Source organism: Rhizomicrobium sp. (assembly GCA_037200385.1).
Lineage (GTDB): Bacteria > Pseudomonadota > Alphaproteobacteria > Micropepsales > Micropepsaceae > Rhizomicrobium.
The window spans coordinates 745,319-766,044 of record JBBCGL010000001.1 but is presented as its reverse complement, the minus strand read 5'-3'; the positions used below and the strand labels follow the sequence as shown (position 1 = coordinate 766,044).

At 65.7% G+C, this 20,726-nt stretch carries 24 protein-coding genes; 10 read left to right on the top strand and 14 right to left on the bottom strand.

Annotated features, from left to right (window positions below; genetic code table 11):
* The first annotated feature begins 10 nt into the window (after window positions 1-10).
* Entirely contained in the window at window positions 11-661 is a 651-nt protein-coding gene (locus WDM91_03585) for a LysE family transporter (protein MEI9993655.1), read from the top strand.
* Here WDM91_03585 and WDM91_03580 read toward each other — a convergent pair.
* The 4 genes from WDM91_03580 to WDM91_03565 all read right to left on the bottom strand — a co-directional run bounded on the left by WDM91_03580 (window position 658) and on the right by WDM91_03565 (window position 5,046).
* Entirely contained in the window at window positions 658-1,044 is a 387-nt protein-coding gene (locus tag WDM91_03580; GenBank protein MEI9993654.1) for a hypothetical protein, read from the bottom strand. The genes WDM91_03585 and WDM91_03580 overlap by 4 nt on opposite strands.
* A gap of 3 nt (window positions 1,045-1,047) precedes the next feature.
* Window positions 1,048-2,655 (bottom strand): tyrosinase family protein, encoded by a 1,608-nt coding sequence (locus WDM91_03575; GenBank protein ID MEI9993653.1) that lies wholly within the window; start codon window positions 2,653-2,655, stop codon window positions 1,048-1,050.
* A 103-nt stretch (window positions 2,656-2,758) separates the two neighbouring features.
* Window positions 2,759-3,745, bottom strand: coding sequence for a nitronate monooxygenase family protein (locus WDM91_03570; protein MEI9993652.1), 987 nt, complete (start codon window positions 3,743-3,745; stop codon window positions 2,759-2,761).
* Between the two features lie 47 nt (window positions 3,746-3,792).
* Window positions 3,793-5,046, bottom strand: a complete 1,254-nt coding sequence (locus WDM91_03565) for an Hsp70 family protein (GenBank protein ID MEI9993651.1) — start codon at window positions 5,044-5,046, stop codon at window positions 3,793-3,795.
* A 160-nt stretch (window positions 5,047-5,206) separates the two neighbouring features.
* Here WDM91_03565 and WDM91_03560 point away from each other — a divergent pair, with 160 nt between their 5' ends.
* Window positions 5,207-5,635: a GNAT family N-acetyltransferase gene (locus tag WDM91_03560; GenBank protein MEI9993650.1), complete on the top strand. Its 429-nt coding sequence runs from the start codon at window positions 5,207-5,209 to the stop codon at window positions 5,633-5,635.
* On the opposite strand, the gene WDM91_03555 is transcribed toward WDM91_03560, so the two are convergent.
* Entirely contained in the window at window positions 5,622-6,275 is a 654-nt protein-coding gene (locus WDM91_03555) for a DUF2306 domain-containing protein (GenBank protein ID MEI9993649.1), read from the bottom strand. The genes WDM91_03560 and WDM91_03555 overlap by 14 nt on opposite strands.
* Window positions 6,276-6,329: 54 nt before the next feature.
* Between WDM91_03555 and WDM91_03550 the strand changes: the two genes are divergently transcribed.
* Window positions 6,330-6,989, top strand: coding sequence for a TetR/AcrR family transcriptional regulator (locus WDM91_03550; GenBank protein MEI9993648.1), 660 nt, complete (start codon window positions 6,330-6,332; stop codon window positions 6,987-6,989).
* Here WDM91_03550 and WDM91_03545 read toward each other — a convergent pair.
* Window positions 6,986-7,765: an SDR family oxidoreductase gene (locus WDM91_03545; GenBank protein ID MEI9993647.1), complete on the bottom strand. Its 780-nt coding sequence runs from the start codon at window positions 7,763-7,765 to the stop codon at window positions 6,986-6,988. The genes WDM91_03550 and WDM91_03545 overlap by 4 nt on opposite strands.
* 144 nt (window positions 7,766-7,909) lie before the next feature.
* Between WDM91_03545 and WDM91_03540 the strand changes: the two genes are divergently transcribed.
* The 4 genes from WDM91_03540 to WDM91_03525 all read left to right on the top strand — a co-directional run bounded on the left by WDM91_03540 (window position 7,910) and on the right by WDM91_03525 (window position 13,027).
* Window positions 7,910-9,163, top strand: a complete 1,254-nt coding sequence (locus WDM91_03540) for a hypothetical protein (protein ID MEI9993646.1) — start codon at window positions 7,910-7,912, stop codon at window positions 9,161-9,163.
* Between the two features lie 2 nt (window positions 9,164-9,165).
* Window positions 9,166-9,618: a hypothetical protein gene (locus WDM91_03535; GenBank protein ID MEI9993645.1), complete on the top strand. Its 453-nt coding sequence runs from the start codon at window positions 9,166-9,168 to the stop codon at window positions 9,616-9,618.
* 132 nt (window positions 9,619-9,750) lie between these two features.
* The gene (locus tag WDM91_03530) at window positions 9,751-10,275 is read left to right on the top strand and encodes an FKBP-type peptidyl-prolyl cis-trans isomerase (protein MEI9993644.1); all 525 of its coding nucleotides are present in this window, start codon (window positions 9,751-9,753) and stop codon (window positions 10,273-10,275) included.
* Between the two features lie 91 nt (window positions 10,276-10,366).
* Window positions 10,367-13,027, top strand: coding sequence for a glycosyltransferase family 2 protein (locus WDM91_03525; GenBank protein MEI9993643.1), 2,661 nt, complete (start codon window positions 10,367-10,369; stop codon window positions 13,025-13,027).
* Window positions 13,028-13,058: 31 nt separating this feature from the next.
* Here the strand turns inward: WDM91_03525 and WDM91_03520 are convergent, their stop codons facing one another.
* From WDM91_03520 to WDM91_03505, 4 genes are read right to left on the bottom strand one after another with little or no spacing between them, the layout of a single operon-like run.
* The gene (locus tag WDM91_03520; GenBank protein ID MEI9993642.1) at window positions 13,059-14,432 is read right to left on the bottom strand and encodes an FAD-binding oxidoreductase; all 1,374 of its coding nucleotides are present in this window, start codon (window positions 14,430-14,432) and stop codon (window positions 13,059-13,061) included.
* Window positions 14,433-14,450: 18 nt separating this feature from the next.
* Window positions 14,451-15,008 (bottom strand): YceI family protein, encoded by a 558-nt coding sequence (locus WDM91_03515; GenBank protein MEI9993641.1) that lies wholly within the window; start codon window positions 15,006-15,008, stop codon window positions 14,451-14,453.
* Window positions 15,005-15,592: a cytochrome b gene (locus WDM91_03510; protein MEI9993640.1), complete on the bottom strand. Its 588-nt coding sequence runs from the start codon at window positions 15,590-15,592 to the stop codon at window positions 15,005-15,007. Before WDM91_03510 ends, WDM91_03515 begins: the two co-directional genes overlap by 4 nt.
* Window positions 15,593-15,598: 6 nt before the next feature.
* Window positions 15,599-16,213, bottom strand: coding sequence for a YceI family protein (locus tag WDM91_03505; GenBank protein ID MEI9993639.1), 615 nt, complete (start codon window positions 16,211-16,213; stop codon window positions 15,599-15,601).
* 148 nt (window positions 16,214-16,361) lie between these two features.
* On the opposite strand from WDM91_03505, the gene WDM91_03500 reads away from it, so the two are divergent.
* From WDM91_03500 to WDM91_03490, 3 genes are read left to right on the top strand one after another with little or no spacing between them, the layout of a single operon-like run.
* Window positions 16,362-17,417, top strand: a complete 1,056-nt coding sequence (locus WDM91_03500) for an MBL fold metallo-hydrolase (GenBank protein MEI9993638.1) — start codon at window positions 16,362-16,364, stop codon at window positions 17,415-17,417.
* Between the two features lie 54 nt (window positions 17,418-17,471).
* The gene (locus tag WDM91_03495) at window positions 17,472-17,693 is read left to right on the top strand and encodes an MbtH family protein (protein ID MEI9993637.1); all 222 of its coding nucleotides are present in this window, start codon (window positions 17,472-17,474) and stop codon (window positions 17,691-17,693) included.
* 14 nt (window positions 17,694-17,707) lie between these two features.
* The gene (locus WDM91_03490; protein MEI9993636.1) at window positions 17,708-18,484 is read left to right on the top strand and encodes a thermonuclease family protein; all 777 of its coding nucleotides are present in this window, start codon (window positions 17,708-17,710) and stop codon (window positions 18,482-18,484) included.
* Window positions 18,485-18,533: 49 nt separating this feature from the next.
* Here the strand turns inward: WDM91_03490 and WDM91_03485 are convergent, their stop codons facing one another.
* The 4 genes from WDM91_03485 to WDM91_03470 form a co-directional block, all read right to left on the bottom strand.
* A complete protein-coding gene (locus tag WDM91_03485; GenBank protein MEI9993635.1) occupies window positions 18,534-19,097 on the bottom strand; it encodes a CarD family transcriptional regulator in 564 nt (187 codons plus the stop codon).
* A gap of 305 nt (window positions 19,098-19,402) precedes the next feature.
* Entirely contained in the window at window positions 19,403-19,741 is a 339-nt protein-coding gene (gene fdxA, locus WDM91_03480; protein ID MEI9993634.1) for a ferredoxin FdxA, read from the bottom strand.
* A gap of 63 nt (window positions 19,742-19,804) precedes the next feature.
* Window positions 19,805-20,089, bottom strand: a complete 285-nt coding sequence (locus tag WDM91_03475) for an RNA-binding S4 domain-containing protein (protein ID MEI9993633.1) — start codon at window positions 20,087-20,089, stop codon at window positions 19,805-19,807.
* A 131-nt stretch (window positions 20,090-20,220) separates the two neighbouring features.
* The gene (locus WDM91_03470) at window positions 20,221-20,715 is read right to left on the bottom strand and encodes an RpiB/LacA/LacB family sugar-phosphate isomerase (GenBank protein ID MEI9993632.1); all 495 of its coding nucleotides are present in this window, start codon (window positions 20,713-20,715) and stop codon (window positions 20,221-20,223) included.
* Between the last annotated feature and the right edge of the window lie 11 nt (window positions 20,716-20,726).

Here is a 20,726-nt window from a genome sequence, read left to right as displayed (position 1 = left end):
GCAGGCGGGGATGGATTATCTCATACTCAGCCTCTCCGGCGTCGTGATCGGATTGATCGTCGCGGTGCCCATCGGGCCCGTGAACCTCATCTGCATCCGCCGCACGCTGGCGTTCGGGCCGCTGAACGGATTCGTCTCCGGCCTCGGCGCGGCGGTGGGCGACACGGTGTTCGCGATCGTCACCGGCTTCGGCCTCACCGCCGTGGCGCAATGGATCAAGGGCTACACCTCCGCGCTCGAGCTGGTCGGCGGCGGCATGCTGATCTATTTCGGCGTCCACACCTTCTTCGCCAAGGTCGAGGCGCGACTGCCCGATTCCATCGCCTCGCGGGAGAAGGGCGCCTCCACGCTGTTCCGCGCCATGGCGTCGACCTTTGCGCTCACCATGACGAATCCAGCGACCTTGCTGGGGTTCGCCGCGCTGATCGCGGGTCTCGGCGGCCTGGCGGGCGGCCATCCGAGCTTTCTTGCGGCCTCCTTCGTGGTGATCGGCGTGGCGGCGGGATCGTCGCTGTGGTGGCTGGTGCTCACGACCATCGTCGGTCTGTTCCATGCGAGCATCAACGACCGCGTCATGGCGATGATCAACAAGGGGTCCGGCATCGCGGTCGCCGGCTTCGGCATCGCGGTGCTGATCCATCTGGCGATGAAGTTTCTCTAGCGCGTGATGCCGACGAACGCGGAGGTGACGCCGCGCACCTCCAGCCGCGTCGGCGCGCGCGGCGGCTTGCCGAACTCCGTGAGGACGAGGCGTATCGTCAACCGGCGCCCCGGCGTCGGATGGGTGCCCAGCGGGATCGAATAGGTTCCCGCCTCATGGCCGCCCCGTATCGCGAAGGGGGATACGGTCCCAAGCAGGCTGCCGCGTCCGTCGTAGAGATCGACCTCCATGCCGCGCCGCAGAACGCCGGCGCGCACCCGCAAGACGATCTCCTCATCCGCGGCGGCGGCGCGGGGCAGGGTGAGCGTCACGATCCGCCCCGCCGCATCCGCGCCCGGCGCCAGAAGCGCAAGCAGCGCGAGGGCAGCGGCAAGCCGGCGCATCGCTCAGGGCTGGACCGACACCGACACGGCCCGCAGCAGCGGGGCGGCAGCACCGACGCCATTGGGCGTGGCGCGCACATTGGGCACCGCGGTCGACGGCACGACGGTGAAGACCAGGTCGCCCGCTGCCTTGCCCTTGGCGGCCGGCGGCAGTTTGTTGATCGGCACCTGGAACGTCACGTCGTTCGACATCATGCCCGGCATGAAGCCGAAGAACGAGATCGTGGCGACGTAATAGGGGCTGCTCGCGCTTACCGCCTGCGTACCCGGCGGCGCATTGACCAGCACGTCGTATTCGCGCGGCTCGCCGCCCGACATGGGATGTGGAATGGTGATCGACGCCACCAGCGTGTGGTTCCGGACCGCCGCCAGCAGGCCGGCCGGTACCGTCACGGCCCCCTCGCCATTGCTGACCGCGCCGACGATCGGCGCGGCCGCGGCGACGGCTGCGACCGGCGGGGCGTGAATGATCCCTTCGCCCGAGCCCGGCTGGTAGTCGTAGTCGAAGCCGGCGATCTCGACGCTTTCGCCGGCGGTCTTGCGCAGTGCCGGATTGCCGTTGGCATCGATGTAGAAGAGGAACGGCTCCTTGGCGAAGGTCGTCCACTCGTCGCCGGTCGGCAGATAAGGAAGGCCTGCCGCCTGCTGCTTGCGCGTCCACACGTCCCACAACCGGTCCATGTTGGCGTGGTGCAGGAAGAACACCGGATCGACCGGCGACAGGTTGTCCGCCATGTAGCCGAACTTCAGATAGTCCTTGTTCGGGATGTGGCCGACGCCGCCGATATTGTTGTGCGTCTTGTTGTGGGGCTGGCCCTCGAGGATCGCGAAGACGTCGCCGCTGGTGGGCGCCGTGTTGTGCGACGGGGTCTGGACGGAATTGAACGTGGCGAAGCTGTTCGGCTTCAGCCCCGACAGCACGGTGTTGAGCGAGACCGCGACCTTGGTCTTCTCGTCCAGCGACGGATTGGTCTTGGTCAGGTAGCGCGCATTCGGCGTCGTCGCGAACATCGCGCTCTGCTGGTAGTCCTTGACCTGCTGCCATAGCGAGTCGAGCGTCGGCATGCCGCGCGTGTTGAGCTGGCCGAGCTGGTCGGACGAAAGCCCCTTCCAATAGGCCTCCAGCGCCGGGTTCATGTATTTGAAGAACGTGTCGAAATTCGCGATATAGGGATTGTAGGCGGGATAGCTCGGGTCGAGCACGCCGTCGAACATCTGCGCCGGGATGCGCGGCGTTTGCGTCCAGTCCCAGTACGGAAAGGCGAAATCCTTGTTGCCGCTCAGGTCGCGCACCGTCTGCTCGAAATAGCCGACGAAGGGCCGGTGCCAGGTGAAGAACCACCAATTGCCGTGCGGGCAGTCCATCGCGTGGACGAACGCGTTGCGGAACCAGTTGTGCGGATGATCCGGCTTCAGCTCCAGCATCCGTTTGATCGCGACGGCGTAGCTCGCCAGCATCGCCATGCCCTGCGGGCTGGTGGCGTTCCAGCGGGTGTACTTCGCCTTGGCCGGCGCGGCCCGGACGGGCAACATCGTTGATCCCGCGGCGGCCGCTGCCGTGCCCAGAAACACGCGACGCGATACGCCCGGAATGACGAACGACGTGGTCATGACGTGAATCTCCGCTCGATTGCGCGGAGATTGGCTCACGATTGGCGAGTACAGTCAAAACAAAGATTGAATGCAGCGCACCAAGAACTCGGCAAATATAAATTTATCCGGACTTTGCTGCCGTCCGGGCCAGCGCAGCCAGCCGCGCGATCACGTCTTCGGCTTCGGCCATGATCTCCGTGATGATCTCGCGAGACGACTTCACCGCCGCGATTCCGCCCGCGCCCTGGCCCATGGCAAAGGCGGAGCGCTCGCGCGACAGGCCTTCGATCTGGCCGCCGATCCCGCCCATCACCCCGGCCTGGGTCGACAAGATCGCCTGCGCCGGAAACGGCTTGATATCCTGGGGCCGTTTTTCCCACTCCGCCACCCATTCGTTCTTGAAGACGCGCATCGGCTTGCCCGAATAGGAGCGGGTGATGACCGTGTCCTCATCCGTCGCGTCGACGATCACCTGCTTGTAGAGCCCGCCGGCATGCGCCTCGGTGGCGGCGATGAAGCGCGTCCCCATCCACACGCCCTGGGCGCCCAACGCTAGGGCGGCGGCCAAGCCGCGGCCGTCGACGATGGCGCCGGCGGCGATCACGGGAATCTTCACCGCGTCAGCGATCTGCGGGATCAGCGCCATGCCCGCGACGCGCCCGGTGTGACCGCCCGCCTCGGTGCCCTGCGCGACGACGGCGTCGAGCCCGCCGGCCTCGGCCGAGCGTGCGTGCTTGACCGTGCCGTTGACGTTCATGACTTTCAGGCCCGCGTCGTGGAATTTCTTGACCAGATGCGGCGGCGGCACGCCGAGCCCCGAGATGAACGCCTTCGCGCCGCCTTCGATGATGATGTCGGCCGTGCGCTCCAGCGATTCGGGCACTGCGGCGAGGAGGTCGACGCCGAAGGGCTTGTCGGTCTTGTCGCGCACGACCTTCATCTCATGCTTGATCTCGTCCGGCGAGCGCCCCGCCATGCCCAGCGTGCCGAAGCCGCCCGCTTCCGACACCGCCGCGGCAAGTTCGCCATAGGACACGCCGCCCATGCCCGCCAGCATGATGGGATACTGGATGCCGAGCATGTCGCAGAGTGGCGTGCGGATGGTCATGGACGTTTTCCTCGGCTTTTTATCTCCCCTTGAGGGGAGGTCGAAGCCTATCCAAACCGCTTATGCGCCTCTCGCGTCAAGCCTAACGCAACGGAAAGGAAATCCGAGCCCGTCGTCGCGCGCGCGCTTGGTGCCGCGCGCATGATCGCCTCGCGCACGGCAGGCACCCGTCCCGAGCCGCCCGTGAAAAATATGGTCTGGATGGCGGCAGGGGCCAGCCCTGCGTCGCGGATACAGTCGGACGCGGTGCGGAAGAGCCGCTCCGTCCGCGCCGCAATCGCGCGGTCGAAGCCGTCGCGCGTAGCCTGCGCCGCCAGGGCGGAATCGATGAAGTCCAAGGGCAGGGCGACGCTCTGCGCCTCGCTGAGCGCGATCTTGCCGTCCTCAACCGCAAAGGCGATGCGGTGGCCGAGGCGGTCGCGCACCACCTTGAGCAGCCGTGCGACCTTCTCCGGTTCGCGCGCGCCGGCGACAAGCTCGATGAGCATGCGCTCGTTCTGGAAGGTGTAGGCGAAGTTGATCGTCGACCAGGTCGCCAGCTCGTAATAGAGCGAATTGGGCATCGGCAGGTTCTTTTCGATCAGTTGCGTGCCCAGTCCCAATTGCGGCATCACCGCGTCCAGGCTCAGCAGCGCATCGAAATCCGTGCCGCCGATCCGCACGCCGTCATTGGCGAGGATGTCGTCCGTCCGGTCGATGCGGCGCATCCGCTCCGGTCCGATCCGGATGACGGTGAAGTCGGACGTGCCGCCGCCGATGTCGGCGATCAGCACGACCTCTTCGGCGCTGGCGGTTTCCTCATAGCGATAGGCCGCGGCGATCGGCTCGTAGACGAACGCCACGTCGCGGAAGCCGACGCGGTTGGCGATGCCGGTCAGCACCCGCTCGGCCTTGGCATCGGCCGCATCGTCGTCGTCGACGAAGCGTACCGGGCGGCCATGCACGACGGCGGTCAGCTCCTCGCCCGCGAAGGCCTCGGCCTTCTCCTTCAGGTGCCGCACGAAGATCTCGACCACGTCGGTGAGCGCCACCATCTTCGAGCCGAGCGCGGTCTTCTCGTCGATCAGCGGCGAGCCGAGGATCGATTTGAGCGCCCGCATCAGCCGCCCGTCGTGCTGGCCGATATAGGTTGCGATCGCCTCGGCACCGAACAGGACCCGGCCCTTGGTCTCGTAATCGAAGAACACGGCGCTGGGGATCAGCGTCTCAAGCCCTTCGACAGGAGCGAGCGTGGGCGCGTTGCCGGACATCACGCCGATCGCCGAATTGGAAGTGCCGAAGTCGAGGCCGCAGGCCATCATGGATATCCCCTGTTCCGCATGTGAGGGGATGTCATCTATTACACCGGAAGAGGGCTTGCCAGTCTGTTTCTTCGGCTCTAAACTATCTCCCATATCGGGATGTCCGGAAAACGGGCGTCCCTTTTTGTTTGTGTACGGATCGTTTGACCGGACGGTACACATGTCCATCGAGATCAGAATGCTCGGCCCAGGCGAGGAAGCCGTGCTGGCGCGCGTCGCGCCGGGTGTTTTCGACCATCCCGTGGACCCTGCGCTCGCCCGCGAATTTCTCGCCGACCCGCGCCATCACATCGCCGTGGCCTTGTCGGACGGCGTGGTGGTCGGCTTCGCATCGGGCGTCGACTACATCCATCCGGACAAGCCGCGGGAGTTGTGGATCAACGAGGTCGGCACCGCGCCGTCGCATCAGCGCCAGGGGATCGGCCGGCAGGTGGTCGCGGCCTTGCTCGGCCGCGGCCGCGCACTCGGCTGCGTCAACGCCTGGGTCCTCACAGAAGACGAGAATGCGGCAGCGAACGCGCTCTATGCATCGGCGGGGGGCAAGACGATGTCGTCCGGCATGATGGGCTACGAATTCATGCCGTTGTGAGGGCCGTGGAGGGCCGGTTGCGGCGCAGCGCCTCCCACATCGCATAGAGCGCCACCACGATCACGTTCGGAATCCACGACGTGTAGGCGAGCCAGACCGACATCGCGCTGTAACTGTGGAAGCCGAAAAAAACGAACCCGAACGGTATCTGCAGGCGCAGCGTTACCGCGCCGAAGGTCATCGCATAGCTGAAGCGCATCAGCAGCCGGTGCAGCGCGAACTTCCGCTGGACTGCGGCCCGCCAGGCGCCGGCGGTCGTCGTGATCCACAGCACCGCCAGCGTCGCAAAACCGAGGCCGGCGACCGGACCGCCAGAGGCAAAGGGCGCCGTCGCGAGCGCGCCGAGGCCCGCCACGATGCAGGCCGCCACATAAACCTTGCCCAAGGTGCGATGCAGCTTCGGCCGCCGCGCGCGCAGCCTGGGCATGAACTGGAACGGGCCGACCAGCAGCGCGATGGGCGCCACGATCATGTGAGTCAGCGCCTGCAACGGCACCCGCGCGATGACGCCGCGGATGCCGGCGTCGATACCGAGCCAGACATCGGCCGGAACCGCGGCATAGCGCAAGGCGTGGATTGCGACGCCGACCGCGAGGAACGCCATCGTCCACAGTCCGAACCGTCCGATGCCACTTTCCATAGGTCCCTCCGGTCGATAACATCTTAACAGCGTACAGATAGGTTAGGGATCGATTTGAACAGCGTCAAGATTAAGCGGCCGGCGAAGACGGGAAAAAAGCGCGCCTATCATCACGGCGACCTCAAGGACCAGCTGGTCGCCGCCGCCGAGGCGATCATTCTGGAACGGGGCGTGGACGGCTTCACCTTGCGCGAAGCCGCGCGCCGCGCCGGCGTTTCGCCCGCGGCGCCCGCGCATCACTTCAAGGACGCCAAGGGTCTGCTGGCGGAGGTCGCCCTGCGCGGCTTTCGGGATTTCGGTGAGGCGCTGGCGGCGGCCGATGCGAAGGGCGGCGGCGATCCGCAGGCGCGGCTGACGGGGCAAGGCACGGCCTATGTGACGTTCGCGCTGTCCAACCCGGCGCGGTTCCAGCTCATGTTCCTGCATGGCAGATACGATTTCGGCTATCCGGGCCTGCAGGAGGCGGGTGCGCGGGCCTTCGGCGTCCTGGAGGAGGCCGTCCGCTTTGCGGCCGGCGTGAAGAGCGGCACGCCGATGCCGCCGGATGGCTACGGCCTTCTGATGGCAGTGTGGTCCATCGTGCACGGCTTCTCGCATCTCGCGCTCGGCGGCGAACTCGACTGGGCGGCAGGGCAGCGCGGCGGCAGGAAGGCGATCCTCAAGACGTTCCTGCCGCTGGCGCTGAAGCATTTGCCGGTGGTGAAGGCGCGTTAGAACACCAGATACCCGCCGTCGATCACGAACGTATCGCCCGTGTGGTATTTCGAAGCGTCGCTCGCGAGATACACTGCGATGCCGCCGAAATCCTCGGGCGTGCCCCAGCGCCGCATCGGGACGCGCGGGATCACCTTCTCGGAGAACACGGACGAGCTCTGTGCGCCGGCCGTCATGTCGGTGGCGATCCAGCCCGGCGCGATCGAATTGGCGCGGATGCCATAGCGCGCATGCTCGACCGCGATGGAGCGCATCATCGCCAGCACCGCGCCCTTGGTGGCGCTATAGGCCTCGTTGCGGCCGGCGCCTTCGAGGCCGGCGAGCGACGCGACGCCGACCACAGAACCGCCCGCGTCGCCCTTGCCCGCGCGCTCCACCATGTGCTTGCAGGCCTCGCGCAGCGTCCAGAACGCACCCTCGGCGTTCACCGCATGGACCCGGCGCCAGGTCTCGGTCGTCATCTCGCTGAAGGAGCGCGCCCCACCGCCGATGCCGGCATTGGCGATCACGGTGTCGACGCGGCCGAATTGCTTGACGATTGCGGCCATCGCCTCGACGACCTCCGCCTCGTTCGCGACATTGACCTTGGCGGCTTCCGCACGCTTGCCATGCGCTTTCAGCTTCGCCACCGCTTCGGCGTTCTTCGCCTCATTGGTGCCCCAGATCGCGACGTCGGCGCCGGCCTGGGCCAGCGCCTCGGCCATGCCGAGGCCGATGCCGCCATTGCCGCCGGTGACGAGCGCGACCTTGCCGCTGAGATCGAATGGCCTATACATGAAAGTTCCTCCGGTTTTTGCTGGCGCGACCGTATCGGCTGGCCTCGGGGCCGGCAACTCGCGCGTTCACCATGATTTTTCGCCGCCTCCCAATTGCCATCCGGCTGTGGAATACTCGGCCTTAACGAGTGGGGCAGGGTTCGCATGACATCCGAGATCGCGGTGATGAATCAGCGCGCGGTGGCGCTTGCCGCCGACTCCGCCGTGACCCTGATCGACGGCGGCACGGTCGTCGTGCGCAACGACCAGCGCAAGCTCTACAATCTCGTCGGCGGCCATCCGGTCGGCGTGATGTTCTTCGGCGTCGCCGACATGATGGGCCATCCCTGGGAGCACCTGATCGAGCATTACCAGAAGATCTCCAAATCCGGCGCCCTGCCGCATATCCGCGACTATGCGCGTGGCTATGTCGGCATGCTGGACAATCTCGAGGAGTTCTTCCCCAAGAACCGGCAGCGCGACGAATACAAGCGGCTGCTTGCCTCGGTGTTCCGCTACATCTTCCATCTCGCGCAATATCTGCGCGAGTCCGGCGGCGAGGAGCGCGCAAGCATTTCCGACGCCACGATCCTCGAAGAGGCGATCGAGCGGGTCTGGCGCGACTATCAGTTCCGCGACGACGGGACGCCGCGCGGCGATCTCTCCTGCTTTCCTGCGGGCTTCGGCGAGACGGTGCGCCGCGACTATGCGAGCGAAGCGGACGAGGTGATCGCCTATGCCTTCCAGCCCTTCGGCTTGGGCAAGCAGGCGCTCGGACGCCTGAAGGAGATCGCCGTCTTCTGCGTCGTGAAGGATCTGTTCCTCGAGGACGTCACGGGCCTGGTGTTCGCCGGTTTCGGTTCGGAGGAGCGCTATCCCGTCGTCACGACGTGGTTCGTCTCGGCGATCGTCGGCGGCATCGTCAAGCGCGCCGAAGCGTCGTTCGACCAGATCGACGGCGACACCCGCTCGAAGATACGCGTCTTCGCCGACAGCGAGGTCACCAACGCCTTCATCCGCGGAATCGATTTCGGCCTGGAGCGCCGAGTCTATGGCGCGTTGAACATGCTGATGCACGGCCTGGTCGACCAGGTGATCGGGGCTTTCCCGAATGCCGATCCGGTGGTTAAGGAGGATATCCGCCGCCAGTTCCAGTCGGCCTATATCCCGCAATATTTCGACGTGTTCCGCGGCATCATCGGCGACTACCAGCAGCACGCCTATATCAACCCGGTGCTGCGGGTGCTCGAGATCGCCTCGCGCAACGAATTGGCCGAGACGGCGCGCGAGCTGGTCTCGCTCAACGTCTTCAAAAAGCGTATCATGGCGCAGAAGCAGACGGTCGGCGGCGCCATCGACGTCGCGATCATCAGCCGCGAAGGCGGCTTCCAGTGGCATAGCAGACAGGGTGGAGGCTGACGATGGCCGAGAGACTCGCAAACCCGGTTGGATCCCTGGCGGACGGCGCCGAGCGCCTGGACCGCCTGATCCGCGGCGTGAAGGACCGCCAGTTCTCCGAGGCGTTGAACGCTCCCGCGCCCAAATCCGTGAGCACCGCTTTTGCGGTGAGCCCGGAGGAGGCTTGGTCCAAGAAATTCATGACCGCCGGCATCGGGCCCAACGATTTCAAGCCGGTCCAGATGCCCGTCGTGCCGGTGGCAGCCCCAGCCCCGCTCCGCCCCGCGCCCAAGGCGCTGGAGCCCGTCATCGAGGCCAGGACCGCCGCGCCCGTGCCAAAGCCGGCCGCGAAGGCCGCCGCCCCGGCTGCCAAGGCCGAATCGCCCGGCGCCCTGCGGCCCGGTCCGATCGGCCAGGTTTTGGCCAAACCCGCCCGGAAATCGTCCTGGTTCGGACGGCTCGTCCGCGGCAATTGACACTAGGCCTGCGCCCCGTAACCGCAGGGGGCAAATCCCTGGCGCCGCACCGCCGGCGGGCGTCATCTATCCGATTGAGTGCGTGGCGCAATTTTGAGATATGCTGCTGCAACATCACGAGGGAGTTCGTCCATGAAGCGTTTCGGGGCCATCTTGGCCGCGCTGACCGCGTTCCTGTCTTTCGCGGCGACCGATGTCCGGGCGGCCGATCCCTCGCTGAGCGCCGATGCGAATGCGGCCTATTTGTCGGCCAACGCCCATAAGCCGGGCGTCGTCATCCGGCCAAGCGGGCTGCAATACAGCATCATCAAGAACGGTTTCGGCGCCCGGCCGCTGCCGACCGATGAGGTCCAGGTTTCCTATACCGGCATGCTGATCAACGGCAAGATCTTCGACGGCACCGAGGCCATGACGCCAGCGACCTTCACGGTGAACAAGCTCATCCCGGGCTGGACCGAGGCGCTCGGCCTCATGCGGGTCGGCGACAAATGGCATCTGGTGATCCCATCGAACCTCGCCTATGGCGCGCGCGGCGCAGGCGACGGACTGATCCCGCCCAACCAGGTCCTCGTCTTCGATATGGAGTTGCTGGCGACCAACCATGCCAAGCAGCCGCCGCCCGGACAGGATCCGGACAATCCCGACAGCCAGCAATAGGCATGGAACCGGAACCCCGCCGCGGAACTTCCTGTTGCGCATATTGCGCGACCGGATCGTAGCGCCGGCATAGCTTCAGGCGAGAGCGGACGTGTTCAAGGCGGTCCTGAGCGGCTGGCGTGACGGGACCCGGGGCGGCAAGCTTCGGATCGCCGTGGCGCTGTGCCTGGTCGTCGGCGCCTCGGTGCTGTTCTGGGCGAGCCGGGACTACACGGTCGTCGCCCCGGACTGGGACGGCCAGGTGCGCGGCATCACCTATGCCCCCAGCCATGTCTTCTCGCTGCGCGACCATGCCCATATCACGCCCGAACAGATCGAGCGCGACATGGCGCAGCTCTCCCAGCTCACCGGCCGCATCCGCACCTATACGGTCGCCGGCGGCATGGACAAGGTGCCGGAGATCGCGCGGCGCCATGGCCTGACGGTCTCGCTGGGCTGCTGGATCTCCGCCGACCTCGAGCAGAACGAGACGGAGCTGGCGCTCTGCATCAAGACGGCGCTGGCCAATCGCCGCGTCATCGACCGTGTGTTCGTCGGCAATGAGGCGATCCTCATGGGCTTCGTCACGCCGGACCAGCTCAACGGCTACATCAAGCGGGTGCGCGACGCGCTGCCCAGCCGCATCAAGATCACCACCGCCGAGCCGTGGTCGACCTGGCTGCTGACGCCGGAGATCGGGCAATATGTCGACGTCGTCTCGGTGCACCTGCTGCCCTATTGGGAAGGCATGTCGGCGCACGACTCGCTGAAATTCCTCGAACATGCCTACAACGACGTCGCCGAGGAATTCCCCGACAAGCCGGTGATCATCGGCGAGGCCGGCTGGCCGTCCGAAGGGCGCACGAAACGCTTCGCCGAACCCTCGATCGCCAATGAGGCCTATTTCATGCGCGGCTTCGTCCAGCTCGCGATGGAGAAGGGCTACGACTACTATCTGCTCGAGGCCTACGACCAGCCCTGGAAGGGCGGCAATGAAGGTTCGGTGGGCGCCAATTGGGGCCTTTACGACGCGCTCGGCACGCCGAAATTCGGCTTCACCGGATTGCTGCGGACCTTCCCGGCCTGGCGCACCTACGCGCTGTTCGCCTCGGTGCTCACCTTGGTGCTGGGCCTCCTGATCCTCGGTTCCATGCCGCGCATGCGGCAGCAGGGCTATCTCGTGATGGGGGCGCTCGTCGCGGTGGTGACGACCGGCCTGCTGGTGCTCATCGACGCCAGCTCGCTGGAATATGTCGATCCCGAGGACCTTGCGATGATCATCGCGATGATCCCGCTGGTGCTGCTGGCGTCGACGGTGATCCTCACCGAAGGCATCGAGCTGGCGGCGAGCCTGTGGCGGGTCGAGCGCCGCGCGGTTCGCGCCGCGATCCCGCAGACCAGCCCGCGCGTCTGCATCCATGTGCCGTGCTACGACGAGCCGCCGGCGATGATGATCGAGACGCTCGATGCGCTGGCCCGGCTCGACTACGACAATTTCGACGTCATCGTGCTGGACAACAACACGCCCGACGCGGCGACCTGGAAGCCGGTCGAAGCGCATTGCGCCGCGCTGGGCGAGCGCTTCCGCTTCTATCACTACGACGACATGGCCGGCTTCAAGGCCGGCGCGCTGAACGAGGCGCTGCGCCTGACGCGGCCCGACACCGACTACATCGCGGTGATCGACAGCGATTATCAGGTCGAGCCCTTCTGGCTGCGGCGCGCACTGCCGTTCTTCGCGGCGCCCGAGATCGCGCTGGTCCAGGGTCCGCAGGACTATCGCGACGCGCAGCAGAACATCTTCAAGGCGATGGCCTATGAGGAATATCGCGGCTTCTTCCACATCGGCATGGTCGAGCGCAACGAGCACAATGCGATCATCCAGCACGGCACGATGACCATCGTGCGAAAACATGCGCTCGAGGAAGTCGGCGGCTGGGCGACCTGGTGCATCACCGAGGATACCGAGCTCGGCCTCAAGCTGTTCGAGGCCGGCTACGGCGCGGCCTATATCCCCGAGAGCATGGGCAAGGGCGTGATGCCCGACACGCTCGACGCCTTCATCGGCCAGCGCTACCGCTGGGTCTACGGCGCCATGCAGATCATGAAGCGCCACGCCGGCGCGATCTTCCTCGGCCGCTCCAAGCTGTCGGCGGCGCAACGCTATCAGTTCCTGGTCGGCTGGCTGCCTTGGATCTCCGACGGGCTCGGCATGATCGTGACCTATATGGCGCTGATCTGGACCGCGCTGATGTGGGCCGCGCCGCAGGATTTCGACGTGCCGCTGCCGGCCCTGTCCGCCGCGGCGCTGGCGCTGTTCGCCGCCAAGACGCTCAAGACGCTGCTGCTCTATCCGCAGAAGGTGCAATCCGGCTTCAAGGGCGCGGTGGTCGCGTCCATCGCGGGGCTTTCGACCACCCATGCGGTGGGTAAAGCCGTGATCTCCGGCCTCTTCACCCGCGGCAAGCCCTTCCTGCGCACGCCCAAATGCGAGGACCAGGCGCTGCTCAGCCAGGCGCTGCGCAAGGTGTGGCAGGAGACGACGCTGTTCGGCCTCTGCGGCCTGGCGCTGCTCTCGCTCGCGACGGGCCCGTCGCTGGACGATCCTGCGATCCAGCTCTGGATGGTGATGATCTCGGTGCAGGGTTTGCCGTATCTGGCCACCATCGTGACGGCCGCCATCAGCGCGATATCGAACAAGCGGCGCGATGCGCGGCCGGCGGTCCTCGCCGTGCAGCCGGCAGCGACGCCGAAACTGCCCAAGGCGGCGTGAGCCCTTTCCTCCCCATTACGGGGGAGGAAAACTACAAAGCCACGACTTTGCCTGGATTGAGGATGCCCTTCGGGTCCATCGTCCGCTTCAGCGCCCGCATCACGTCGAGCTCCGCTTCGCTTTTGTAGCGGACGAGCTGGTCGCGCTTCTGCACGCCGATGCCGTGTTCGGCGCTGATCGAGCCGCCATATCTGTGCACGATGTCGTGGACCAGGCGCTGGATCTCGTCCCAGCGCGGCAGGTCCGCCGCCGCGACGCTGAAATTGAAATGGATATTGCCGTCGCCGATATGGCCGAAGCTCACCGGCCGCGCGCCGGGCAGGGCTTTGAGCACCGCCGCCGTGGCCTCTTCGAGAAAGGCCGGGATGGCGCTCACCGGCACCGAGACGTCGTGCTTGATCGAGGCGCCTTCGCGCTTCTGCGCCTCGGACATGTTCTCGCGCAAGGCCCAGAAAGCGCTGCGCTGCGCTTCGTTGACGGCGATCACGGCGTCGCCCGCGTCCGCCAGGACGTCTTCGAACACGCCGTCGAGATCGAACCGCGCCGCGCTGGTCGCTTCGACCAGCACGTACCAGGGCGACGGCTTGGCAAGGGGATCGCGCGCGCCCGGCATATGCGCCACAACGAGCTCGACGCCGATCCGCGGCACGATTTCGAAGGCGGAGACGAGCCCTCCTGTCGCTTGTTGCATCCGCGCCAACAGCGCGACGGCTGCTGCCGGCGACGGCACCGCGACAAAGGCCGTTGCGCGCTGTGCGGGTTTCGGAAAGAGCTTCAGGGCCGCTGCGGTGATCACGCCCAGCGTGCCTTCCGCGCCGATGAAGAGCTGTTTGAGGTCGTAGCCCGTGTTGTCCTTGCGCAGGGTGCGCAGCAGGTCGAGCACGCGGCCGTCGGCCAGCACGACCTCGAGCCCCAGCACCAGGTCGCGCGCCATGCCATAACGCAGCACCGCGACGCCGCCCGCATTGGTCGACAGATTGCCGCCGATGGTCGCCGAGCCTTCGGCGGCGAGGCTCAGGGGAAAGAGCAGATCTGCATCGTCCGCCGCCTTCTGCACATCTGCCAGCACGACACCCGCCTCGACGATCAGGGTATGTGCCGCCGCATCGAGCGCGCGGACTTTGTTCATCCGCTTGAGGCTCAGGATCACCTCGCCGTCGAAGGGAATCTGTGCCCCGACCAGGCCGGTGTTGCCGCCCTGCGGCACGACGGCCGTGCCGGTCTCGTGACAGATCGCAAGGAGCGCCGCGACCTGCGCGGCCGTCGCCGGCGTGAGCAGCAGCGCCGAGCGTCCCTGGTATTTGCCGCGCCATTCCTCGAGATGCGGCGCGATCTCGCCGGGATCGTCTGAAAAGCCTTTCGGTCCGGCAGCGGCCTTCAGGCGAGCGAGCGTATCGAGGTCCATGTCGGCTCTATAGCGCGCTCAGTGCGCTTTTGTCGCCGTCAGGTCGACTGTGATGGTCACCGCATGCGCCACAGGCGTCTCGCCCGCCCATTCCCCGCTGCCCAGCCCGAAATCGATCCGCGAGACTACGGTCCTGCCGACCATATGAGCCGTGTTGCCGCTGATGGCCAGCGTGAAGGGCAGGGTGACGGGCTTGGTCATGCCGTGCAGGCTCAAGCGTCCGGTCGCGACATAGGCGTTGCCGCCCTTCGACACGAAACCGGTCGTCTCGAACCTTGCTGTCGGGAACTGGCCGATGGCGAAGCCTTCGGCGCCCTTCAACCCGTCGTCGTTGTCGGCCGAGCCGGAATCCTCGCTGCCGAGATCGATGGTCGCCGCGACCTTGGCGTGAGGCAGGTCCGCCGGATCGAACGCGATGTCCGCCTTCCACGACTTGAAGGTGGCGTTGAGCGGCTCGCCGCTCCACACCACGCTGAAGCCCAGCCGGCTCCTGGCATGGTCGACGATCCACGGCGCGCCGAGCACCGGCGTGGCGGCGAGCAGGAGAGCGGCCAGCACCGCGCCGAGCCGGATCACAGCATGTCCTCGATGCTCGTGCCGGGCAGCATGCGGCGCAGCACATCGTCTCGCCGCAGGAAATTGTGATAGAGCGCCGCTGCGACATGGATCGGCACCAGGACGATCGCGCTCCAGGCCAGCCAGACATGGGCCGTCTCGAACAGTTCATGGGTGTCGTGCAGCTGCGCCCGCGTCTGCCCGGCGAACAAAGGCAGGTTGGGCCAGTCGAACAGGCCGAAGAACAGCGTGCCGTTGCCGAGCGGCGAGGCGGATACCATCACCCAGCCCGACAGCGGAATGAACACGATCAGAAAGTAGAAGATGTAGTGCGTCGCATGCGCCGCCAGCTTCGCCAGCCGATGCATCCCAAGCGGCAGCGCGGGCACGGGATGAAACAACCGCCAGCCCAGCCGCAACAAGCTGAGCACCAGCACGGTGAGCCCGATCGACTTGTGGGTCTGGAAGATCAGGAATTTGTTGGGATCGCCGCGCGGCAGGTCGCCCATATAGAGACCGAGCGCGATATTCGCGATCAGCAGCAGGGCGATGACCCAATGGAAGGTCATCGCGACGGTGCCGTAGCGTGCCGGAGAAACGGCCATGGCGCGTCAACCCTTCGCCTGGACGAACATCGCCTCGATGGTCAGCTTGACCTCGTCGCCGACGAAGCCGGACCACATCATCTTGTCCAAGCCGAAATCGCTGCGCTTGATCGTCGTCGTGGCATGGAAGCCGAGATCATAGGCCGGACCGCCCATCGCCGACTGCAGCCCGCCATTGAACGTCACGTCGAGCATGACCGGCCGCGTCACGCCGTGGAGCGTCAGATCGCCGGTCATCCGGCCACTCGACGGACCCGTGCGCTCGACCGAGCGCGAGACGAAGGTCGCGGTCGGAAACTTGCCCGAGTCGAACACACTGGGACCGATCAGCTCGCCGACCAGCTCGCTGCTCATGACGCTTGCGCTCGACGTGTCGATCGTGACCGAGACGGAGCTCTTCTCCGGCGCTCCGGGATTGAAGCTGAGGGTGCCGGAGACCTTCTCGAAATGGCCGTAATAGTCGGTGAGGCCCAGATGCCTGATCGCGAACACGACCTGCGTATGGCGCGTCTCCATCTGGTAGCTGCCAGCCGGCGCCTGTTTGGGATCGGTGGAAACGCCCGCACCCTGGGCGGAGATAGCGACTAAGGCGAGCGAAACGGCGAGGGCGAAGCGGCGCATGGTTCCTCCGGGGAAACTGGGTTCCTTGAGGTATAACGCGCCTTGGCCGCCGATGCAGCGTCGGGACGCGGTAAATCTGCGCCGACTTGACGGCCGTTCGGCGCCGTACCCATAGTCGAGCCAACCGCTACCTCTGAAAGGCGCATCCTTGAGCGCAGCCGAAGTCCGGGTCCGCCCCGGCAGCAATCTCGACTACCCCTTCGAAACCCGCCCCGAGATCGGCCAGAGCATCGTCGTGGCGCCCGGCGTGCATTGGGTGCGCATGCGCCTGCCCATGCAGCTCAACCACATCAATTTGTGGCTGCTGGAAGATGGCGACGGCTGGACCGTGGTCGACACCGGCATCCGCAACGAGGAGACGACGCAGGCCTGGGAGCAGATCTTCGCCGGCCCCATGCAGGGCCGCAAGGTCGAGCGGGTGATCGTCACGCACATGCATCCGGACCATATCGGCCTGGCCGGCTGGCTCGCGCGCAAATTCCAGGTCGAGCTCTGGATCACGCGCACCGAATACCTGATGTGCCGCAATCTCGTGTCGGACACCGGTCAGGAGGCGCCCAACGAGGCGCTGCGCTTCTACCGCGCCGCCGGTTTCCCCGACGATCTGCTGGAGCACTACCGCACCAGGTTCGGGGGCTTCGGCCATGGCGTCTATCGCCTGCCCAACTCCTATCGCCGCATCGTCGAAGGCGACGAGATCGCGATCGGCGGCCGGCAATGGCGCGTGGTCGGCGGCAACGGCCACTCGCCCGAGCATGCCTGCCTGTGGTGTCCGGAGCTCAACGTCTTCATCTCGGGAGACCAGCTGCTGCCCAAGATATCCTCCAACGTCTCGGTGCATCCGACCGAGCCGGAAGCCAATTCGCTGCAGGATTGGATCGACTCCTGCGCCAAGCTGAAAACCATCGTGCCGGACGATGCGCTGGTCCTGCCGTCGCACAACGAGCCGTTCCGCAAGGCGACGCTGCGGCTGACGGAATTGATCGATCACCATGAGGAGGGGCTCGAGAAGCTCCATGCGCTTTGCGCCGAGCCCAAGCGCGCGGTCGACGTCTTCCCGGCGCTGTTCCGCAGCCGCATCACGCAGGGCAATTTCGGCATGGCGACGGGCGAGAGCCTGGCGCATCTGAACTGCCTGCGCTTCCGCGGCCGCATGCGACGGACCACCGACAATGACGGCATCAACTGGTACGAGGCGACGTGATCTGCGCGTGCCGGTTGTGGTAGGAATCCCGCCGCATCGACGGAGGGGAGCGCCATGGGCTGGAACGACGAGGACGACAACCGCACCTACCAGGTCATCGTGAATCACGAAGAGCAATACTCGATATGGCCGGAAGGCCGCGACCTGCCGCTGGGCTGGAGCGCCGTCGGCAAGGCCGGCACCAAGGCCGAGTGCCTCGCCTATATCCAGGAGGTCTGGACCGACATGCGGCCGCTCAGCCTGCGCAAGAAGATGCGGGACATGGGGCTGGACTGAAAAGGAGTCTTTCGATGCGTCTGCTTCCGCCCTTCGCCGCCGCTCTTCTGTTCGCCGCGGCATCCGCAGAGGCAGCCGTCAATCCCGCCTGTTCCGGCCCGGTCGAGATCGCCGGCGGCCAATTGCTGCGTGTCGAGCACAACGGCGCGGTGATCCTCACGGATGGGCGGGCGATCCATCTCGAAGGCATCAGGCTGCCGGGCGGCGCAGCCGATCGCGCGCCGCAAGGTTTCGCCGACCAGGCGCTGGCGATGATCGACAGGCTCGCGCGCAAGGGGCCGCTGACGCTGACGGCGATGCCGCCGAAAGAAGACCGCTATGACCGCGTGCGCGGCCAGCTTCTCACCCCCGCGGTCTGGATCCAGCTGGCCTTGCTGAAAGCGGGACTCGCGCGAGTCGAGATCGCGCCGGACCGGACCGAATGCTACACCGAGCTCTTCGAGGCAGAGGCCCAGGCGCGCGCTGCACATATCGGGCTGTGGTCCGTTCCGGCCTATGCGGTCCGTTCGCCGGACGGGCTGGCGCGCGACACCGGCTCGTTCCAGATCGTCGAGGGCCGGGTGCGGAACGCCGAGCTCAGGAACGGTCGCGCCTATCTCAATTTCGGCGCCGACTGGCGCGGCGATTTCACGGCGACGATCGATCCCGAAGACCTGCCCAATTTCCGTCGTCTCGGCGTGGATCCGCGCGCCTATGCCGGCCAGACCCTCCGGGTCCGCGGCATCGTGCAGAAGCTGAACGGCCCGGAGATCGAGGTCGCCAATCCGCAGAGTATCGAGGTGGTGCAATGAAAAAGGCCCGGCGCTTCCACCGGGCCTTCTGCGTTCGATGCCGAAAGCCTTATGCGGCCTTCTTCAGCAGCATGCCCTCGACGCGCTTGACCGCGGTCGGCTCGTCGGTCTTCTCGACGGCCGCGACTTCGCGCGCCATGCGGGCAAGCGCCGCTTCATAGAGCTGGCGTTCCGAGTAGGACTGCTCCGGCTGGCCCGAGGCGCGGTGCAGGTCGCGCACGACCTCGGCGATCGAGACGAGATCGCCCGAATTGATCTTCGCCTCGTATTCCTGGGCGCGGCGCGACCACATGGTGCGCTTGACGCGGGCGCGGCCCTTCAGCGTGTTGAGTGCGTTGGTCACGATGTCCGGCGAGCTGAGCTTGCGCATGCCGACGGCCTTGGCCTTCATCGTGGGCACGCGAAGGGTCATCTTGTCCTTCTCGAAGGTGATGACGAACAGTTCCAGCTTCGTGCCGGCGACTTCCTGTTCCTCGATCTTCATGATGCGGCCGACGCCGTGGGTCGGGTAGACGACATGGTCGTTGGTCTTGAAGTCGTGCTTTTTGGTGTTGGTGTTCGCCGGGGCCTTCGGCTTGACAGGGGCGGGTGCGGGGGCGGTCTTGGTCGTCATGGTTCACTTTCGTTCGGCCCGCGCGGCGATGGCGCGCCCAAGGGCCTGTGGCTTAACACTGCACTGCAACTGAAAACGCGTGCCGGCGCCGGAATGTTGCCAGTCCGGAGAGGGGTGCTGCTTCGCGGTTCAGATCGTGGAATTATATATCACAGTTCCTCCGTGAACGGAAGGACAAAGTGACAAGCTCTTGAATTGACGGCAATAATTTCGATTCGCGCGGCAAAAGACCCGCGAAATCAACCGGTTAAATTCGACAACGAAAAAGTGTTAACGACGCCGGCGTCAGCTTCGCCTTGTCAATTCTACGAGCCCGAACCGGGTTTATCGGAAAAGTACTTCTCGAATTTGTCGGAAACGCCTTCCCAGTCCTTGGCGTCGGCCGGGGCAGTGCCATGCTGGGTGATGTTCGGCCACTTCTTGGCGTAGTCGGCGTTCAGGGTCAGCCACTTCTCCAGGCCGCTCTCGGTATCGGCCTTGATGGCCTCGGGCGGGCATTCCGGTTCGCAGACGCCGCAATCGATGCATTCGTCGGGGTGGATGACGAGCATGTTCTCACCCTCGTAGAAGCAGTCCACCGGGCAGACCTCGACGCAGTCCATGAACTTGCACTTGATGCAGGCTTCGGTGACGACATAGGTCATGGCGGGCGGCCCCTGAGAATTCGCGGTGCGACGGTCAGCGAAGCGTCATACGGGAGGGGGGCCTCAAGGATCAAGCCCGTTCTCCGCGACGATTTCGTACAGCCGCCGCGCCTCCGGCGCGGGCCCGCGCCGCTCCCCGAAAGCAACCACACGCACGACAAGGGCATCGCGGCCGGTCGGCACGGTCAGGACATCGCCCAGCTTGATCCCGCGTCCCGCCTTCTCGGTCCGCGCGCCGTTGAGCCGGACACGGCCCTTCTCGGCGGCCTCCTGCGCCAGCACGCGGGTCTTGTAGAACCGCGCATGCCAGAGCCACTTGTCGATGCGGATGCGGTCGGTGCCGGTCATGTGTTCAGTTTTGCGAGGAGCACAGGAATATCAAGCCCTCTCCACGTGTCCGCATCTCGGCAGCGCCATGGCGCAGATGTATCGCCGGGCTGATCCAGGGCGCGGCCGCATCGGCATGCGACCGGAACATACTACGAAACCTGGTCTATCTGGGTAATCCTGCGCGCGTGGCGCGCTTCTCCGGGAAACGGCGCCGCGAGCCAGCGCGTGACGGCGTCTTTGGCTTGATCGAGCGTAAGAAACCGAAGGCCGAGGGAAAGCGCGTTTGCATTGTTGTGTTCGCGCGTCGACGTCAGAATATCCAGATGCTTGCCGGACGCGTCCACTTGCTTGTTCCCCGGGTCGCCATAGTAGAGCGCGCAGCGAACGCCCTTGAACCTGTTCGCGACGATCGCTTCGCCTTGTCCGGAGGCACCCGCAACGATGGCACGGCTGTCCTTCCCCGCAGCGACGTCCGCCGAAAGTTTTCTTGCCGCAGCGGCAATGATGCCCGGATAGTCGTCCTGCGGATCGCTTACCAGGGCGCCGCAATCTTCGACTTCGCATTCGAGTTGATCGCGGACATATTCGATAAGCTTGTTCTTGGCCTCAAATCCGGCATGGTCCGACGCGAAATACACTTTCATGGCCATATTGC

Bases quoted from the DNA above. Each gene is read 5' to 3' on its own strand.
- WDM91_03470 (MEI9993632.1), bottom strand. From the start codon at position 20,715: ATGAAAGTGTATTTCGCGTCGGACCATGCCGGATTTGAGGCCAAGAAC.
- WDM91_03505 (MEI9993639.1), bottom strand. From the start codon at position 16,213: ATGCGCCGCTTCGCCCTCGCCGTTTCGCTCGCCTTAGTCGCTATCTCC.
- WDM91_03545 (MEI9993647.1), bottom strand. From the start codon at position 7,765: ATGTATAGGCCATTCGATCTCAGCGGCAAGGTCGCGCTCGTCACCGGC.
- WDM91_03475 (MEI9993633.1), bottom strand. From the start codon at position 20,089: ATGACCGGCACCGACCGCATCCGCATCGACAAGTGGCTCTGGCATGCG.
- WDM91_03540 (MEI9993646.1), top strand. From the start codon at position 7,910: ATGACATCCGAGATCGCGGTGATGAATCAGCGCGCGGTGGCGCTTGCC.
- WDM91_03485 (MEI9993635.1), bottom strand. From the start codon at position 19,097: ATGACGACCAAGACCGCCCCCGCACCCGCCCCTGTCAAGCCGAAGGCC.
- WDM91_03490 (MEI9993636.1), top strand. From the start codon at position 17,708: ATGCGTCTGCTTCCGCCCTTCGCCGCCGCTCTTCTGTTCGCCGCGGCA.
- WDM91_03510 (MEI9993640.1), bottom strand. From the start codon at position 15,592: ATGGCCGTTTCTCCGGCACGCTACGGCACCGTCGCGATGACCTTCCAT.
- WDM91_03530 (MEI9993644.1), top strand. From the start codon at position 9,751: ATGAAGCGTTTCGGGGCCATCTTGGCCGCGCTGACCGCGTTCCTGTCT.
- WDM91_03580 (MEI9993654.1), bottom strand. From the start codon at position 1,044: ATGCGCCGGCTTGCCGCTGCCCTCGCGCTGCTTGCGCTTCTGGCGCCG.
- WDM91_03555 (MEI9993649.1), bottom strand. From the start codon at position 6,275: ATGGAAAGTGGCATCGGACGGTTCGGACTGTGGACGATGGCGTTCCTC.
- WDM91_03520 (MEI9993642.1), bottom strand. From the start codon at position 14,432: ATGGACCTCGATACGCTCGCTCGCCTGAAGGCCGCTGCCGGACCGAAA.
- WDM91_03495 (MEI9993637.1), top strand. From the start codon at position 17,472: ATGGGCTGGAACGACGAGGACGACAACCGCACCTACCAGGTCATCGTG.
- WDM91_03575 (MEI9993653.1), bottom strand. From the start codon at position 2,655: ATGACCACGTCGTTCGTCATTCCGGGCGTATCGCGTCGCGTGTTTCTG.
- WDM91_03585 (MEI9993655.1), top strand. From the start codon at position 11: ATGGATTATCTCATACTCAGCCTCTCCGGCGTCGTGATCGGATTGATC.
- WDM91_03565 (MEI9993651.1), bottom strand. From the start codon at position 5,046: ATGATGGCCTGCGGCCTCGACTTCGGCACTTCCAATTCGGCGATCGGC.
- WDM91_03570 (MEI9993652.1), bottom strand. From the start codon at position 3,745: ATGACCATCCGCACGCCACTCTGCGACATGCTCGGCATCCAGTATCCC.
- WDM91_03560 (MEI9993650.1), top strand. From the start codon at position 5,207: ATGTCCATCGAGATCAGAATGCTCGGCCCAGGCGAGGAAGCCGTGCTG.
- WDM91_03535 (MEI9993645.1), top strand. From the start codon at position 9,166: ATGGCCGAGAGACTCGCAAACCCGGTTGGATCCCTGGCGGACGGCGCC.
- fdxA (MEI9993634.1), bottom strand. From the start codon at position 19,741: ATGACCTATGTCGTCACCGAAGCCTGCATCAAGTGCAAGTTCATGGAC.